This is a genomic window from Methanolobus sp. WCC4 (assembly GCF_038022665.1).
Taxonomy (GTDB): Archaea; Halobacteriota; Methanosarcinia; order Methanosarcinales; family Methanosarcinaceae; genus Methanolobus.
This window is the reverse complement of the sequence record NZ_CP150629.1, coordinates 897,110-914,348: the sequence shown is the minus strand read 5'-3', so window position 1 is coordinate 914,348 and position 17,239 is coordinate 897,110. Positions and strand designations below refer to the sequence as shown.

At 46.5% G+C, this 17,239-nt stretch carries 17 protein-coding genes and 1 tRNA gene; 9 read left to right on the top strand and 9 right to left on the bottom strand.

The features are described 5' to 3' along the window. Positions 1-123 precede the first annotated feature (123 nt). Positions 124-1,464: a type I glutamate--ammonia ligase gene (gene glnA, locus V7O63_RS04605; RefSeq protein ID WP_340820336.1), complete on the bottom strand. Its 1,341-nt coding sequence runs from the start codon at positions 1,462-1,464 to the stop codon at positions 124-126. A 526-nt stretch (positions 1,465-1,990) separates the two neighbouring features. Here glnA and V7O63_RS04600 point away from each other — a divergent pair. The 5 genes from V7O63_RS04600 (at position 1,991) to V7O63_RS04580 (ending at position 5,924) form a co-directional block, all read left to right on the top strand. Continuing rightward, positions 1,991-3,583, top strand: a complete 1,593-nt coding sequence (locus V7O63_RS04600; RefSeq protein ID WP_340820335.1) for a glutamate synthase-related protein — start codon at positions 1,991-1,993, stop codon at positions 3,581-3,583. Between the two features lie 208 nt (positions 3,584-3,791). Then, entirely contained in the window at positions 3,792-4,319 is a 528-nt protein-coding gene (gene hdrC, locus V7O63_RS04595; RefSeq protein WP_340820334.1) for a CoB--CoM heterodisulfide reductase subunit C, read from the top strand. Beyond that, complete coding sequence (hdrB, locus tag V7O63_RS04590; protein WP_340820333.1) at positions 4,316-5,206, top strand: CoB--CoM heterodisulfide reductase subunit B; 891 nt, start codon at positions 4,316-4,318, stop codon at positions 5,204-5,206. The genes hdrC and hdrB overlap by 4 nt, the downstream gene beginning before the upstream one ends. A 155-nt stretch (positions 5,207-5,361) precedes the next feature. After that, positions 5,362-5,436 (top strand) — tRNA-Arg (locus V7O63_RS04585). Positions 5,437-5,471: 35 nt separating this feature from the next. Continuing rightward, positions 5,472-5,924: an N-acetyltransferase gene (locus V7O63_RS04580; RefSeq protein ID WP_340820332.1), complete on the top strand. Its 453-nt coding sequence runs from the start codon at positions 5,472-5,474 to the stop codon at positions 5,922-5,924. 23 nt (positions 5,925-5,947) lie between these two features. Here the strand turns inward: V7O63_RS04580 and V7O63_RS04575 are convergent, their stop codons facing one another. Next, the gene (locus V7O63_RS04575; protein ID WP_340820331.1) at positions 5,948-6,385 is read right to left on the bottom strand and encodes a GNAT family N-acetyltransferase; all 438 of its coding nucleotides are present in this window, start codon (positions 6,383-6,385) and stop codon (positions 5,948-5,950) included. Next, on the bottom strand, positions 6,382-7,572 hold the full coding sequence (locus V7O63_RS04570; RefSeq protein WP_340820330.1) for an amidohydrolase: 1,191 nt from the start codon (positions 7,570-7,572) through the stop codon (positions 6,382-6,384). The genes V7O63_RS04575 and V7O63_RS04570 overlap by 4 nt, the downstream gene beginning before the upstream one ends. Before the next feature lie 177 nt (positions 7,573-7,749). Here V7O63_RS04570 and V7O63_RS04565 point away from each other — a divergent pair, with 177 nt between their 5' ends. Continuing rightward, positions 7,750-8,691 (top strand): nucleotidyltransferase domain-containing protein, encoded by a 942-nt coding sequence (locus V7O63_RS04565; protein ID WP_340820329.1) that lies wholly within the window; start codon positions 7,750-7,752, stop codon positions 8,689-8,691. A 42-nt stretch (positions 8,692-8,733) separates the two neighbouring features. Here the strand turns inward: V7O63_RS04565 and V7O63_RS04560 are convergent, their stop codons facing one another. Both V7O63_RS04560 and mptA read right to left on the bottom strand, forming a co-directional pair. Then, the gene (locus tag V7O63_RS04560; protein ID WP_340820328.1) at positions 8,734-9,051 is read right to left on the bottom strand and encodes a DUF2098 domain-containing protein; all 318 of its coding nucleotides are present in this window, start codon (positions 9,049-9,051) and stop codon (positions 8,734-8,736) included. 63 nt (positions 9,052-9,114) lie between these two features. Next, a complete protein-coding gene (gene mptA, locus V7O63_RS04555) occupies positions 9,115-10,071 on the bottom strand; it encodes a GTP cyclohydrolase MptA (RefSeq protein WP_340820327.1) in 957 nt (318 codons plus the stop codon). Between the two features lie 439 nt (positions 10,072-10,510). Here mptA and V7O63_RS04550 point away from each other — a divergent pair, with 439 nt between their 5' ends. Further along, positions 10,511-10,801: a non-histone chromosomal MC1 family protein gene (locus V7O63_RS04550; protein ID WP_340820326.1), complete on the top strand. Its 291-nt coding sequence runs from the start codon at positions 10,511-10,513 to the stop codon at positions 10,799-10,801. 176 nt (positions 10,802-10,977) lie between these two features. Beyond that, positions 10,978-11,874, top strand: coding sequence for an acetylglutamate kinase (gene argB / locus V7O63_RS04545; RefSeq protein WP_340820325.1), 897 nt, complete (start codon positions 10,978-10,980; stop codon positions 11,872-11,874). A gap of 43 nt (positions 11,875-11,917) precedes the next feature. Here argB and V7O63_RS04540 read toward each other — a convergent pair whose 3' ends face one another. Together V7O63_RS04540 and guaA are read right to left on the bottom strand one after the other, a co-directional pair. Beyond that, on the bottom strand, positions 11,918-12,958 hold the full coding sequence (locus V7O63_RS04540) for an archaeosine biosynthesis radical SAM protein RaSEA (protein WP_340820324.1): 1,041 nt from the start codon (positions 12,956-12,958) through the stop codon (positions 11,918-11,920). A 33-nt stretch (positions 12,959-12,991) separates the two neighbouring features. After that, a complete protein-coding gene (guaA, locus tag V7O63_RS04535) occupies positions 12,992-13,906 on the bottom strand; it encodes a glutamine-hydrolyzing GMP synthase (protein ID WP_340820323.1) in 915 nt (304 codons plus the stop codon). A 235-nt stretch (positions 13,907-14,141) separates the two neighbouring features. Here guaA and recQ point away from each other — a divergent pair, with 235 nt between their 5' ends. Next, positions 14,142-16,241, top strand: a complete 2,100-nt coding sequence (recQ, locus tag V7O63_RS04530; protein WP_340820322.1) for a DNA helicase RecQ — start codon at positions 14,142-14,144, stop codon at positions 16,239-16,241. Positions 16,242-16,264: 23 nt separating this feature from the next. On the opposite strand, the gene V7O63_RS04525 is transcribed toward recQ, so the two are convergent. Further along, positions 16,265-16,393, bottom strand: coding sequence for a hypothetical protein (locus tag V7O63_RS04525; RefSeq protein ID WP_340820321.1), 129 nt, complete (start codon positions 16,391-16,393; stop codon positions 16,265-16,267). 86 nt (positions 16,394-16,479) lie between these two features. Next, positions 16,480-17,238, bottom strand: a complete 759-nt coding sequence (locus V7O63_RS04520; RefSeq protein WP_340820320.1) for an A24 family peptidase C-terminal domain-containing protein — start codon at positions 17,236-17,238, stop codon at positions 16,480-16,482. Position 17,239 lies beyond the last annotated feature (1 nt).

The following is a 17,239-nucleotide window of genomic DNA, read 5'->3' as shown; positions in this document are numbered from 1 at the left end:
TCCATTCAGGAAAAGCCCGGATATTCGTGAACAACTTCTATTCACGTTTTAGCGGCCTGAAATTACCGCCTGTTGAAATAAATTGAAAGTTGTTGAAATATAAAGTAAGGGATGATCCCTTACTTACAGTACGCTAAGGTAGGTGTCAAGTTCCCACTGGTGGACCTGAGCCTTGTAGTCATCCCACTGAGCCTTCTTAGCCTCAATGTAGTTCTCAAAGACGTGGTCTCCAACTACATCCTTGATAAACTCACTTGCTGCCATAAGGTCAATTGCTTCCTTAAGGTTGCCTGGGAGGGACTCGATTCCTCTTGCCATCCTGTCTTCTTCTGTGAGCTTGAAGATGTTCACATCAGTTGATGCTGGTGCTTCCATTCCCTTCTCAATACCGTCAAGACCTGCACTGAGCATTGCTGCGAATGCAAGGTATGGGTTACATGCTGGGTCTGGGCATCTGAGCTCTACCCTTGTACCCTTTCCTCTTGATGCAGGGATCCTGATAAGGGAACTGCGGTTTGATGCAGACCAGGTACAGTAGATTGGTGCCTCATATCCAGGTACGAGCCTCTTGTATGAGTTGACTATTGAGTTTGTGATAGCAGCGAACTCACGGATGTGTGTGAGGAGACCTGCAATGTACTGCTTTGCAGTTACAGAGAGCTGGTCAGGTGTGCTTGGGTCGTAGAATGCATTCTCTCCGTCCTTCATGAGGGACTGGTTGGAGTGCATACCTGAACCATTTACACCAAAGAGTGGTTTTGGCATGAATGTTGCGTAGTAGCCCATGTGTGCTGCAATGGACTTTACAACATATTTGAATGTTACAATGTTGTCACATGTGGTAAGTACATCACCGAATCTGAAGTTGATCTCGTGCTGTGATGGTGCGACCTCGTGGTGGGATGCTTCGATCTTAAAGCCCATTTCCTCAAGAGCGAAGTCGATCGCCCTTCTGACATCCTGTGCCTTGTCAAGAGGTGCAAAGTCGAAGTAACCGCCCATGTCAGTAAGCTCTGTGGTTGGGTGGCCATTCTCGTCCAGTTTGAACAGGAAGAACTCAAGTTCAGGACCGATGTTCATTGTGTATCCTTTTTCAGCTGCCTTTGCGATAGCCTTCTTGAGGACGTATCTTGGGTCACCCTCGAATGGGTTTCCGTTAGGTCTGTATACGTCACCAATGATACGTGCAACAGCGCCTTCCTTTGGTCTCCATGGGAGCAGCCTGAAGGTGGTTGGGTCTGGCATAAGGATCATATCGGACTCTTCGATCCTTGTGAAACCCTCGATTGATGAACCATCGAACATTACACCATTCTCAAATGCACCCTCGAGATCTTCTGCAGGGATTGCCCAGCTCTTGATCATACCCATGGTATCGGTGAACTGGATCCTTATGAATTTAACATCGTTCTCGGCTACAGCCTTTAATACATCTTCCTTTGTTGCTGGATTTACGTTTGCCATATTGAATACTCCTCTATTCACTAAGGGGTGTAAGTAACCCATTACCTATACAATACTATAAATAGATTACTATCCAGTTTTTTCTGCTTTAAAATAATAGGATATTTAGCAATATTCAAAACCCCCATTATAATTAGGCATCTCACCTTCAATAAAACCTTCCACACGAATGACCCTTCAAAAACCCATTCTGAGCTTTTGTAAGTATGAGCAACTGATAAACTGATATGGTGACCCATACATTACAGATCACTTAGCCATGTGGCGGCGCGGACCCATACCATATATAGATATCGTTCTGTGACCCCAAAAAGGATAATTTCCGGCGAAAAAAATGAGTGGTCTTCTTTATGTAGAAATGCAAATCGGGTGATTTCGAGTCAAATACAATACAAAATAGAAATTTATTAATAAAAGCACACGCCAACCTTTAGCCTACTATTGTTATCGCATGGTTAGGACAGTTAGACCATTTATCGGTTTAGCTGCATCGGTAGCAATAGATAAAAAGAGGAAGTGAAGAATAATGGCAAATCTTAGACAGCCAAATGCAAATGACGCTACTAGGACCTTTAACAGGTCAAAGAGTGTAGTACCGATGTCAGGACTCTGTACACGTTGTGTGGACGGATGTCGTGGAAACTGTGAAATCTTTAAATCTACTTTCAGAGGACGTGAAGTTCTTTACCCCGGACCTTTCGGCGAAGTTACAGCCGGTGCAGACAAGAACTATCCAATAGACTACTCCCACCTGAACATTCAGGGATATGCCGTTGGAGCTATTGGCATGCCAGATGACATGGTGCCTAGCCCTGAAACTGCAAGATTCCCAAATGTAAGTACTGAGACAGAATACGGATGGGACAAGAAAGTAAAGATGAAGGTGCCAATATTTACCGGAGCATTAGGTTCCACCGATATTGCAAGGAAGAACTGGGAACACTTCGCTATTGGTGCAGCCATCTCAGGTGTCACCATAGTCTGTGGTGAGAATGTTTGTGGCGTGGACCCTGAACTTAAAAGAGATAACAACGGCCTTGTAACCGAATCTCCGGAGATGGACCGCAGGATCGAGCTGTACAAGAAGTACCATGACGGCTACGGCGAGATGCTCGTCCAGATGAACGTAGAGGACACAAAGCTTGGTGTTGCTGAATATCTTTCCAGCAAGCATGAAATGGACACCATTGAACTCAAATGGGGACAGGGTGCAAAATGCATAGGAGGAGAGATCAAGGTCAAGGAACTTGACCGCGCCATCGAGCTTAAGAAAAGAGGTTACATAGTAACACCTGATCCTGAACTTGCATCTGTACAGGAAGCATACAAGGTTGGAGCTATAAGAGAATTCGAAAGGCACTCCAGGCTTGGTTTTGTAACTGAGGAAGGATTCCACGAAGAATGTGACAGGCTCAGAGAACTTGGATTCGACCGTATCACATTGAAGACCGGTGCATACTCCATGGCAGAAACTGCAATGGCTATAAAATACAGCTCTGATGCAAAGATAGACCTTCTCACATACGACGGTGCTCCTGGTGGTACCGGCATGAGCCCATGGCCAATGATGGAAGAATGGGGAACACCAACAATATACCTGCAATCACTGGTGCAGGAATTCGCAGATAAGCTCACTGCCAAGGGGAAGAGAGTACCTGACCTTGCAATGGCTGGTGGTTTCTCAAGTGAAGATGGCATCTACAAAGTTCTTGCAATGGGTGCTCCATACTTTAAGGCAGTTTGCATGGGCCGTGGCCTTATGATCCCGGGAATGGTTGGTAAGAACATTGGCAAGTGGCTCGATGAAGGAGATCTTCCAAAGACAGTGGCTGAGTTCGGCCACAGGAAAGAAGAGATCTTTGTACACTACGAAGAACTGGAAGAGCGCTATGGCAGCGAAATAGACAATATCCCATTGGGTGCTATTGGTATCTACTCCTATTCTGAAAAGACAAGAGTAGGTCTGCAGCAGCTTATGGCCGGTTCAAGAAGGTTCAACACAACTACACTCTCACGTAAGGACCTTATGGCACTTACAGAAGATGCAGCAAAAGTAACCGGAATCCCCTATGTGATGGATGCCTACAGAGACATCGCAGAAGAGATACTGGACGGATAAGTAAGCAAGGCTTACTTTCCCTTTTCTATTTTTTTGCGTTTGCTCATTCACTGCCCTGAGCTGGAAGTATAATTATATTGAAAAACGCATATGTGACATGTAGAAAGAAGACGTCAAGGCAGGTCTGCAGCATCCCTGCATGAGAGTTGTCTTGTCGGAAACTTTATCTTTCTTGCAAAAATACTGTTTTAAAGCAGAGGGCGAGTGCATGGATGATAAAAACGCAACTGGAAAAGATACTCTTGATAAGCTCACGGAAGTTTCCACTGATGCACTGAAATGCATGCAGTGCGGCATATGCAGCAGCAGTTGTCCCTCAGGAAGACACACCAGCCTGAACATACGAAAACTTGTGAAGATGGCAGGCAAGACCACTGATATACTGGACAGTGCGGAGCTATGGATGTGCACCACCTGCTACAACTGTCAGGAAAGATGCCCCAGAGGAATAGACATAGTAGAGATATTACTTGACATCAGGGCCATATCAGCACACAATGGAAGGATCCTGCCCGAACACAAAGAAGTATGCGCGATGCTTATAGAGCACGGGCATGCAGTTCCCATAAATGAAGAAAACAAAATGAAAAGAACCGGGATAGGACTGGAAGAGCTACCTGAGACCGTTCACAAGTATAAGGATGAGCTGGAGGAAGTAAAAGTACTGCTTTCTTCATGCGGTTTTGAAGAACTTGTCATGCAGGCAGGCATATCCGGGAAGGAGGACAGTGCATGAAAGGATTATCATTATTCCTTGGATGCCTTGTCCCTAACCGATACCCTGGAATAGAGATGGCAACGAAATTGTGTCTTGCGAAACTCGATATCGATTGCGTTGACCTTGAAGGTGCCTCATGCTGCCCCGCTCCAGGGGTTTTCCGCTCTTTTGACAGGACAACATGGCTCACACTGGCAAGCCGTAATATAGTACTGTCCGAGCAGAAGGACAGGGATATGCTCACCATCTGCAACGGATGCTTCAGTACTCTTGAGGATGCAAATCGCAGTATAAAAGAGGATGAAGAGTCGAAGGAAGATGTCAACAGACACCTGGAAAAGATAGGCAGGGAGATCAGGGGTGACATCAACGTCAGGCATATAATAGAATACCTGTACCAGGAATACGGCCCTGAAAAGATAGCATCCTATGTTGAAAGACAACTGAACATAAGGGTTGCCGTCCATTACGGATGCCACCTTATAAAACCCACAAAGGACAGAGGACTGGGCAGCTTCGAAAGACCCGCATTCTTTGATGAACTTGTCACCGCACTGGGTGCAAGCAGTGTGGAATACCCCGATAAGATGGCATGTTGCGGAGCTGGAGGCGGAGTACGCTCTGCCATGAAGGACAGGTCCCTTGGGATGACGGAAGCCAAGCTTGCCCGGATAGAGGAAACCGGAGTGGATTGCATAGTCAACTCATGCCCGTTCTGCCATATGCAACTGGACGCCGGACAGACCGAGATCAAAGAAAAGAATGGAGCGGAGTTCAACATACCTGTACTTCATTACACACAACTGCTCGGACTTGCCCTGGGTTTCCCGGCAGAGATGCTGGGGATCGATACAGGAATTGAAAAGAACAGGAAATTGATGGACCTTCTGGATTCTCAGGTATGAACCTTAAGGTGCTTTCCATTTTTTTAGTATCACTTTTCAGTATAATGGACAGATCTCCACATTTTTGAGGATATATTCCCGAAAATTACCGACAAGAAAGCTTTTTCACCAATAACTTTAAGATATTGAATGTTATTACGTGAGTAGCACAACATGAGCGTGTGGCCTAGTCAGGATATGGCGGCAGCCTCCTAAGCTGCAAGCCGGGGGTTCAAATCCCTTCACGCTCGCTATTTCTCTTTTTAACAATCCCGGTGATGCATAATTGATAATAAGGAAAGCTACGGTCAAAGATGTACCAGATATCAAAGGCATAATTGATACCTATGCAAAGCAGGAGATGATGCTTCAGCGTTCACTGAGCGAGCTTTATGAGTTCACCCGCAGCTTCTACGTTTGTGAGGAGGGCGGTGAGATCATCGGCTGCTGTGCCCTTCAGATAAGCTGGGAGGACATGGCAGAGGTGCTGTCCTTTGCGGTCAAGGCAGAATACAGGGACAAAGGAATTGGTACGAAACTGGTGAATGCCTGCCTTGAAGAGGCAAAGGAACTTGGCGTCAACAATGTGTTCACCCTGACATATGCAGTCCCATTCTTTGAGAAACAGGGTTTTGAGATAATAGACAAACAGATGCTTCCACACAAGGTATGGACCGGATGCATAAAATGTCCTAAATTCCCTAATTGCGACGAGGTCGCGATGATGAAGGTCATCTGAACAAGCACTTCTTAAGACAAAGGTCACAGGACCTTTTCAAAATAAATGGTCCCTTTCTCTTCTTTTGTCACGGTGAATCCTTTTTTAAGATACATCGCTATAGCCGTTTCAAGTGAGAGATCGGTCTTAAGCCTGACAACAGAAAAGTTCTCACCTGCATATTCAAGGGCCCTTTCGAACATATCAGAACCAATACCCTTCCCTCGACATTCCTTTTTTACATAGATCCGTTTTATCTCACATATTCCGGAACCCAGAGGCTTTACAGCAGACGTCCCGATGATCTCACCATCATCAAGGAACAAAAAGAATCCTCCACCTTTTTCCAGATAGACACCTTCGATATCATCAAGGTCAGAGTCCTTCATTGGATCATATTCAAAACCTTCACCCAGGAGTACACCAAGTACAAAGGACTTTGTCGCAGAAGAATACTCCGGAGAGAAAGGAACTGTGCTCATTCGAGATATGCCCCCGGATCCCTGAGAAAATCCACTGCTATGGAATAAAGCAGCTCAACTCCCATAGCCAGTACGTCCTCATCTATATCGAAGCTCGAGGAATGATTTCCTTCAACGATACCTTTTTCCACATTCCGTGTCCCGATGACAGCATACATCCCGGGAACCTCCTGCAGGTAATATGCAAAATCCTCAGCACCGAATATAGCCTCTGCGTGGGAGTCGACAGTAGTGAACTTAGCTTTAAGCAATTTAGACGCCTTTTCCGTGAAAACGGGGTCATTGAACAGGACAGGATAACCGTGCAGAATATCAAGATCGTATGATGGAAGACCGACGATACCCTCCATGGAATAGGACACCATAAGTGAATCAAGGATCGAACGCATTGTCCCCTCAATTATCTCAGTATCGGCATCATCAAAGGTCCTGAAACTACCAACGACCTCAATCTCGTCAGGGGACCTGTTGAACTGCTTCCCGGCATGGATGGTACCGAATCCAAGCACATGGTCCGAAGCAGACACCTTTTTAGAGACACTCTTTTTAAGAGAGGATATGAACTCGGAAGCTATCATTATCGGGTCGATACACATATCAGGTGTCGAGTGATGGCCACCTTTCCCGAATATCTTCACTGTGAACCGATTTGAGTTTGCCATGAAAGGTCCGGCACGTATGTTTATATCACCTAATTCAACATCACCGAAGATGTGCAGACCAATGATGGCGTCCACATCCTCAAGACCACCTTCCTCAATTACCCTGATGGCTCCACCAGGGGGCACTTCTTCAGCAGGCTGGAAGATGAACCTTACAGTACCACAAAGATCATTTCGTTTCTCCCTGATGAGCCTGGCAACGCCCAGGACAATGGCCATGTGCCCATCGTGCCCGCAGGCATGCATCACACCGGGATTACGGGAGATGTAATCCTCATTGAGCTCCGTCAGGGACTCGTGCGCTGAAAGAGCATCTATGTCAGAACGAATGGCAATACAGGGACCCGGACATCTTCCCCGGACCTCCGCGATCACGCCGGTATCAGCGATCTTCCTGCACTCGATACCTAATTCTCCCAGAATGGACATTATCAGTTCCTGTGTCCCATATTCATGAAAGCTCAGTTCAGGGTTCCTGTGGAACTCACGGCGGATATCGCGCACCCATTTCTCAAATAATAGCAAACATTTCACCTTGTAAACCATTGATGAACTATCTCAGGACATATATAAGAAATACAACCGGCCTTCAATGACCGGAAGATGTCAGAACTATTTTTATGTAAAAAGGCAGTTTACCTGTACAAATAACTACCGGCAAACCATTAGAGAGCTGCCGGACGATCTTAAGGAAGGCTATATATGATTAAGACAAGACTCAGGGATTTCCTTGTTACAAAAGACGACTGGATATTCGCAGTTTCCGATTATTTCCATCCGAATGGCATCAGGTCTACAATGAGATACGTACCTGATGAGAACGGAGAACGTGAGCTTGATGGCAAACGCTACAAGAAATATGATTTTGATGTTGCCTTTGACTTCATGCGTGAGAATCGTCCTGAATGGGTGGAGGATGTCCATGTCGTACCAGAGGAACAGATCAAGAAGGTACTCCCACCTAACAGCGCTATTGAAAGGTTGTATGAAACTGACCACAGGGTAAAGGTCGTTGTCGATGTGCTTGAAAAAGCAGGCATTCCAAGAGAGATGATGGGAGTTACAGGCTCACTCCTGCCCGGACTTCAGAACGAAGGCTCGGACATTGATTTTGTGGTCTACGGCAAGCATTGGTTCATTGCAAGGGATGCGATTGCAAAGGCAAAGGCAGAACCAGGCCCAATAGAAGATATCGACATGAAGATGTGGGAGAAGATATACAACAAGCGTATACCTGAGATCTCATTCGAGGAGTTCATTCTCCATGAGAAGAGAAAGGGCAACCGTGGAATGGTAGATGGCACATACTTCGACCTCCTCTTTGTGCGTGACTGGGAGCAGATAAAGGAACCAACCTTAAGAGGAGAGGATATCGGCACCATGAAGATAGAAGCAAAGGTCACCAATGCAGACCTTGCCTTTGACAGTCCTTCTGTCTACAAGGTTGACCACGATGAGATCGACCACGTACTTTCCTATACCCATACCTACGCAGGACAGGCACTCCCGGGAGAGACCATCGAAGCTCAGGGTGTTGTAGAGCAGGTGGGAGACATAAAGAGACTTGTAGTGGGAACTTCCAGGGAACCAAAAGGCGAATGGATCCGTTCACTTACATTACTTGAAAAAGAAGGGTTTATCTGAAAGATGGATCCTTTACTTATTTTTAAAATTATATGAAGGCGATCAGCCGCCGCCTGTCACATTAGTTGCATCGAAACTGGCATCATTTTCAGCCTCATATGTACGTATATAGGTCTCTGCATCCTCAACAGATGTACGAGGCTTCATATCTTCCCTGAGTTCACTTTCATCTGCCATGACAAGTGCCTCAGGCTTGTAGAGAAATCCGGTACTGTCAAGCAGTACCCAGATCCCTTCTTCATCCTGCATGATATCGACAACCCTTCCTACAGTGCCTGTATTTACGTACCTGACCACAGACCCTGTTACAATGGGATCGCCTTCCATGGTAAGAGCTTCGATAGTTTCTGAATCTTCCACAGTATAACTCCCGTAATTCTATCTATGATATGATCACAGACAGATTAATAGTTAAGCTATGAGTTAGATTTCCTGTGCGATCTCTTCACGCAGGTCACCAATGGTTGCGACCCTTTCAGCAAAGGCATTGTGCCTGTGTATGCTTTCTTCGTTGATCTGCTTGATGGTGACAACTGCACTGTCGGGGAGATGCTCGAAATCCCTGACAACGTTCTTTGCCATTGTCCTTACACAGTCCTCCACGAACTTAGGGTTGTTGTGGGCGGTCTGGACCACCATTGCCTCGTCAGCACGCTTGAGAAGCTCGAATACACTGGAACTCATGGACCTCTCGATTATCTCGATTATCTTTTCAAGTGAGACGTTCACATTACCGACCACTTCAATGGAAATGATACCACGTCCGCGCTGGTTGTGTGTTGCCATTGGGACCCTGTGAAGGAACTCAGCGATCTGTTTGTTGTCAACACCGATGTTCTCCAGTTCCTGTCTTGCATTATCCCTCATGATCTCCTGGGCACATGGACATGCGGTCATTCCTACGACCTCTGCACCGATGAGCTTCTTGACCTGCATCTCTTCAACATCCTCACGCATGGCAATTGCTTCTGCGAAGATCTCAACAACCTCCTGGCATTCCATCTTCGTGGAAGGGGACTCCCTCTTAAGGACATATTCGCTTTTCAGGATCACTTCAGCACGGGTCGCATATTCGTGACGCCTGAGGAGACTCTGGGCAACATCGCTGCACAACTGCTCGATCTCATAGACCGGCATGTTGACCGCCTTCTCAAGGACCTCGTCGACTGCCTCGAAATTACGTGACAGGTTGGCACCTTTCAGGTGAGAAGGAAGGTCTACAAAGATATCAAAGGTACAGATAAGAATGACAGGGCGCTTGTCGGGCCTTGTGATCTGGACCAGCTTTTTAACATTGGTAACTCCGACACGTGTCAGGTTAATGGGTATCTGCGGCTTGTTTGCCTGTATATCGGGTAGTTTAACAACAGGGACTTCCATTATAATAACCTCTGGAATTCAAAAGATAATAGCCATTCAATAATGGCGGCTAATAAATATATCATGCTCAAAGGGATTCATTACATGTAAATGTTGTGTTAAGTTCATTAGGAGCCAAAAGAAAGCAAATTAGTAACATATAGACACATGAGGCATAAATACGCCATCAAGCAGCACTTATGCCTGCATTGAGCCCATTTACATCAAGACAAGTTGACTTGATATGTTACCGCATGCTGCTCTTTGGCAAACGGAAACAACAGCCAAATATTATATAATTTCATATTATTTTGCCCATATTCAGGGCGAAATGCCGCTCTAAATCATGCAATATCCGACAAAACAACAACAAAAGACCACATTAAAAGAAAAATATATATACCTTATATACTAAATACGGATACCAGTGGTAATCGCATAATGATTACGAGGTGACATCATGTCTGAAACAAGAAATTTTGTGTTAAGAGACAAGAAAGGAAATGAACATGGGGTATTCACAGGGAAACAGCCAAGGCAGGCTGCTCTCAAAGTGGCAAACAGAGGAAAAGGAACAAAATCAAAGCCAGATGACATAAGGCTCCGTGAGCGCGGAACCAAGAAGGTACACGTGTTCAAAGGCTGGAGAGAAAAGGTCGCAGCACCAAAGAACAAGCCAGACTGGATGCCTGACAAGATCAACAAGCCTTTCGTAAAGAAGGTAGGAATCGAAAAGCTGGAGAAAGTCTGAACTTCATAAAGGACCCGTCAATGGGTCTTTTTGTTTTACATCTTTTTTTGCAGGGCTATTTACAGCGATATATGCTGCGTCCGAAATAACTTTTAAATCAGTTGAACATATAAGCATTAGCTCCGGTCATCTGAAAGAACAGATGCCGTACAACAGATCCACCGCAGGTATACACAATGACACTTAATCGCGAGAATGTGCTTATAGAGGCTTTACCGTATATAAGGGAGTTTCATGACTCAATAATGGTTATCAAGGTAGGAGGCCATGCAATGGTCAATCCCCAAGTAATGAGTGACATCATACAGGATGTCGTCCTCCTGAGATTCGTAGGGATACACCCTATAATAGTCCACGGTGGCGGCCCCGAGATATCCGAGAAGATGAAGCGCATGGGGAAGGAATCCCAGTTCGTGGGTGGTCTGCGAGTAACAGACGATGAGACACTGGAGATCGCGCGCATGGTCCTGGTGGGCAATATCAATACAGAGATAGTTGCCCTGATAGGAAAACACGGTGCAAAAGGAATCGGCCTTTCCGGAAAGGACGGAAAGATGATCATTGCAAAGAAAAAGCCATCCCAGAAGGTCATTATCGAGGATGTTGAACATGAAGTGGACCTCGGCTGGGTAGGCGAGACAGAGATAATAAACACAGACCTCATCAATATACTGATCAGAGAGGACTATATACCAGTGGTATCCCCCATCGCCATGGATGCTAACGGCAAGGGACTCAACATCAACGCAGATACCGTTGCAGGTGACCTTGCAGCAGCTTTGAAAGCAAAGAAACTGATCCTTATGACCGACGTCCCCGGACTCCTGAGAGATATAAACGACAGGAGCTCACGCATCTCAAGAGTAGCGATCGATGAGATAGAAGGCATGGTGGACAGCGGCCTGATCTCGGGAGGAATGATCCCCAAGATGAGAAGTGCTGCCATATCGGTCACAAGCGGTGTCGAGAAAATCCATATCATAGACGGAAGCGTATCCCACTCCGTATTACTTGAACTCTTCACTGATACCGGAATAGGCACAATGGTCTATAAGAAAGAAGAAGATGAGTGAGAACTCATCTTTAGTTTATTTTAACTTTGTTCCAACCTTACGATCAGTCCAGTATCGGACTGCCAAAGGTGTGATCATCGAGTTCGATGACCTGCTCCCACAGGTCTTTGCAGTCACATGAGAGATGCTCCAGGCATGAAAGGTCCTGGGTGAGCGAGAACAGACGGATCGCATCAGCGACATCATGGCTGCATTCCCTGCAGTTGCGCGGACCTCTTTTTGAACCGGCACCTACCGGGTCGGAAGTGATTATCATATCAGGGAACTCTTTCTTTGTCCTCTGAAGGATGTCCACAATGCTCCAGAGCCACGGTGGGCGGTATTGTTTCCTGTCCCACAGATACTCGACATATGTGCCACGCTGGACATTGCACAGGTTGATGGAGAATGTATCAGAATATTCTGCTGCATCCCGCACGGTCTGTACGATATCCTCAAGTGCCTCCTTCTCAGAAAGGAATGGCGGTTTCAGCATCAAATAGGATTTCACTGTTGCCCCATTGTTCTTTGCGGCTGTTGCGGCATCGGTGAAGTGCTTGAATGTGAACCCCTTGTTAATAGAACGCTTACGGATCTCGTCCGAACTCGTCTCAAGACCCATTGCGACCTCAAAAGCGGTGTTCTTCAGGACACTTACACAATCCCTGACATTCTCTTCCGTGACGAACTCAGGCCGGGTCTCTGCCAGTACCTTGACAACCCTTTCATCTGCATCGAGCTTTGAAAGTATCCTGTGCCTCACTTCAAGAGGAATCTCCTTCGTATCAAGGAAACTGCCTGAGGTGAATATCTTGACCATGAACCTCTCGAATCCTGATGCCTTCTTCATCGCCTTTTCAAGCTGTTCCATCAGGTCATCATCGGATGGTTCGGTCTGCGCGCTATCATAGACGTAACCGCACATGGTGCAGCCGCCTGCCTTACCCCACCAGCATCCGGAGGTCTTGAAGATGATGGTTATCGTATCTATCTCTTCAGTATCCAGAAGGTCCTTTCCGGTCCATGCTGCCGCAGGCACATTGGAAGGAGAGGGTTTTACCCTCTGCCGGTTTCGTATATCAAGAACTGCTTTGTTGAGTGACATTTGTCTTACTCTGTTTTCAAATTCAATGAAGGATCACTCGAATTCAATTGTTGCAGGTGGCTTTGGAGTGAGATCATACAGTACCCTTGCAACTTGTGGGATCTCTGCTGTGATCCTTGACTCGATCTTCCTGAGAACCTCCCATGGAAGCTCCATTGCCTCTGCTGTCATGCCGTCCCTTGAGCCTACAGCCCTTACAGCTACTATCCAGCCGTGGACCCTCACATCGCCCTTGACACCTGTGCCTTTACCGACGATCGCGGCGAAGGTCTGCCATGGGTGGAACTGCTCTACAAGCTCTTCCTCTACAATTGCGTTTGCCTCTCTTACGGCATCCACAAGCTCAGGAGTTACCTCGCCGACGATCCTCACTGAAAGACCGGGGCCGGGGAAAGGCATTCTCTCTGATATCTCGTGTGGGAGATCGAGAGCACGGGCAACCTCACGGACCTCATCCTTGTAAAGGTCATCGATAGGCTCCACGATAGCCTTGAAGTCCACAACAGAAGGAAGACCACCTACGTTGTGGTGTGATTTTATACCGCCTTCGGACTCGATCCTGTCAGGGTAGATGGTTCCCTGTATGAGATACTCTGCCTTGAGTAACTTTGCCTCTTCCTCAAATACGCGGATAAAGGTCTCACCAACTGCCTTACGCTTCTCCTCCGGATCATCGAGACCTGCAAGTGCTGAAAGGAACCTGTCCTTTGCATCCACTACTTCAAGGTTCATATCGGAGAAGATCTCCTTGATCCTCTCGGTCTCACCTTTACGCATGAGACCTGTGTCGATGTATATAGGTGTGAGTTTGTCGCCAATGGCACGGTGCGCGAGAACTGCACATACTGAACTGTCCACACCACCGGAAAGTGCGATGATGGCAGGACCATCGATCTCCTGTTTTATCCTGTCTATTGCTTTAGGAATGAATTTGTCTACTTTTACCATGAATAAGAACTCCAAATATAGTAATAGGAAATTTTAAGATCATTCGGGTTTTTACCCTGAAATAGTACTTCGTACATATTAATGCTCGCCCGGACATAAGAGCCTTGCCGGAGATAACTGAGAGACATACATCCTTGAACATTCCGGGACTGAAAGGAAAGAACAATAGCATCCACTGCATTGAATACTTTCACCCCGCATACATGACAACTATATACTCCAATAAGATATATGCATGAAAAACAAGTATGGTCTAAAGATGCACGAAACTCTCAGGAAGTACTTTGGATATTCTGATTTTCGCCCTCTTCAGGAGGACATAATAAATGACGTGCTAAACGACCGGGACACTTTCGTGCTGATGCCCACAGGCGGCGGGAAATCCCTCTGTTACCAGCTTCCTGCCCTTCTCAAGGATGGCATCACAGTGGTCGTCTCACCCCTTATCTCACTCATGAAGGACCAGGTGGACAGCCTGAGAGAGAATGGTGTCGATGCGGCATACCTTAACAGTACCCTGAAACCTGCCGAATCTAAACGGATATACGAGGAACTGAAAAGAGGCGAGATAAAGATCCTGTATGTGGCACCTGAAAGGCTTGTCATGTCAAGCACCATGAGTCTCCTGAAAGGTCTTAATGTATCCCTTTTTGCCATCGATGAGAGCCATTGCATATCCGAATGGGGACATGATTTCAGACCGGAGTACCGCAAGCTCAACATGCTGAAGAAGAAGTTCCCGCAAGTACCCATTATCGCACTTACGGCAACCGCCACGCCAAAGGTCAGGGAGGATACTATCCAGCAGCTCGGCATCAAAGATTGCGGGACGTACGTTGCAAGCTTTAACCGTAAGAACCTCTTCTACCGGATCAGGGCAAAGAAGGACACATATCCAAACCTTCTCCGCTACCTGAGAAAGAAAAAGGGCGAAAGCGGCATAATCTATTGCCAGAGCCGCAGAACGGTCAACAGCCTTGCCACCAAGCTCAAAAAGGACGGATTCAATGCTCTGCCCTACCATGCCGGACTTACCGACCAGCAAAGAGCCAGGAACCAGGAGATGTTCATCAAGGACAGGACAGACATCATTGTGGCGACGATAGCCTTTGGCATGGGGATCGATAAACCGAACGTCCGTTTCGTTGTCCACTATGACCTGCCCAAGAACCTTGAGGGATATTATCAGGAGACGGGACGTGGTGGAAGGGACGGACTTGAATGCGAATGTGTGCTCTTCTTCAGTCGTGGTGACAAGTACAAGATCGAGTATTTCATCAAGCAGAAAGGCAAGAAGGAAGAGAGGGATATCGCCCTCAAACAACTGAACGACATGGTGGATTACTGTGAGAGCAACACCTGTCGCCGCAAGGTGCTGCTTGGATACTTTGGAGAGGAAGTTACCGAGGATAATTGTGGCAAGTGCGATGTCTGCCTGCAGCCACGCATGGAAGTGGATGGCACAACAGAAGCAAAACTGCTTATCAATTGCATAACCGAACTGGACCAGCGATTTGGCATGAACCACGTCATCGACGTGCTTGCCGGCAGCCGGGCGAAGAAAGTGACCGATAAGAAACACCACCTTCTCAAATACTACGGCCAGGGGGATATGCACACTAAAGATTCCTGGCTGGAAATGGCAAGGGAAATGGTCCGCCAGGATGTCATCAAGGTAGAAGGTGCACGCTACCCGTTGCTCAAGCTGAACAGGAAGAGCCAGGAAGTGCTTTCCGGTAAAAGGATGGTGACCTTCACAAGGGTGGTAGATAACGAGTGTCAGGAAGACTATGAACCTGTGACCTCAGCCACTGTGGAAGATGTGCGCTTCGAGCCGGCTTCTGTCATACACAGAAGGGTCAATGATGACCCTGACAGGGACCTCTTCGACAAACTGAAGGAACTGCGCGCAAACCTCGCCCAGATGCAGGATGTGCCACCATACATCGTATTCGCAGACACCAGTCTCCGCCAGATGGCTGCCAGAAAACCACAAAGCAAAGAAGAACTATTGAAGATAACAGGTGTCGGTGAGTATAAACTGAAGAAATACGGTGACAGGTTCATCAAGGAGATTTCAGAACATCTGGAGACACTGGAACCGGAAACTGCCAACAGTGAGAGAGCTGTACCTAAAGCTCCCGCGAAAAAGAGAAGTCAAAAAAAGTCATCAGGGTCAGCTATCCCAAAACCTGCACTTAAAAAAGAAATAGTCCTCAGGGCACTGGATGAACTGGAAGATGACCTCATAAGAAGTATAAAGGATAAACTGGGCGGCAATTATTCCGATGAGGAAATAAAAGAAGTGTACCGGTCACTTATCAAAAAGAAATGATTAACAACCGGGATCAAAGACAATTATTCACAGGTGTCCAGCAGGTGTCTTTTCGGGCGAACCCTCTCATCCCCCGGGTGAACAGGATTTACCTTTGCTTCCTTACCATCGTCTTTTTTCTGTTTCTTATCTTCAGGTGTCTTTTCTGCCATAAACCTATCTCCAATAAATAATTGGAACTAAGGAATATTAAAACCTGATGCAAAAAAGGACAGAAAAAAAAAAAGATCAAAGCAATTCACATCATCATGAATTGCAGTGTAATGTAGAATATCAGGTCTCCGAAGATCACTGCTGTGAGGAAAACGGCAGTTATGGGTATCATGAACGGAAGGCCCGGAGTTATCCATACACCATCCTTAACTTTTCCTTCATTCTGGAAACCTTTCAGTTCCGAAATAACACCGGATGTAAGTTCTGTTCCCGACCTTGAGAAACTGAACTTCACATCTTCCCCTGTATCTTCATACGAATCGATCATACGGAAGTGCCCTTTTTCCAGTTTCGATATCGGAGTTATGTAACCGATGAACATGTACAGGGGTCGTTTCAAAGATTCGGACGGGTTCTTTAACAGGTTGTACAGGAAAAGCCCTGCAGGTACGATCACAGTGAGTATCACGGAATTCCCGAAAACGCTGAACGCAAAGAGATCGATGAAAGGTACTCCGTTAAGCGGGAGTGATGTTGAACCAAGCATTATCCTCGGGAACGTGGGGATGATCAGTGAAATGGTCATCAGTACCTTGGCATCGGCACCACCGAATGCACCAAGCTGGAAGAGTACGTACACGAATGCGAATATGAACAGGAAAGAAAGGACATTGCGTATGAGATACGGAAGACCGTATGCCATAAGGTCGTACATTATGAAGATAAAGCCGACACCGAACATCACCACCCATACTTCATTGGCAACGCGGCGTGTCTTGATATCAGCATAACATGCATAGAGCAGGAATGGCATACATGCCAGCACTTTTAATATTTCGATCATA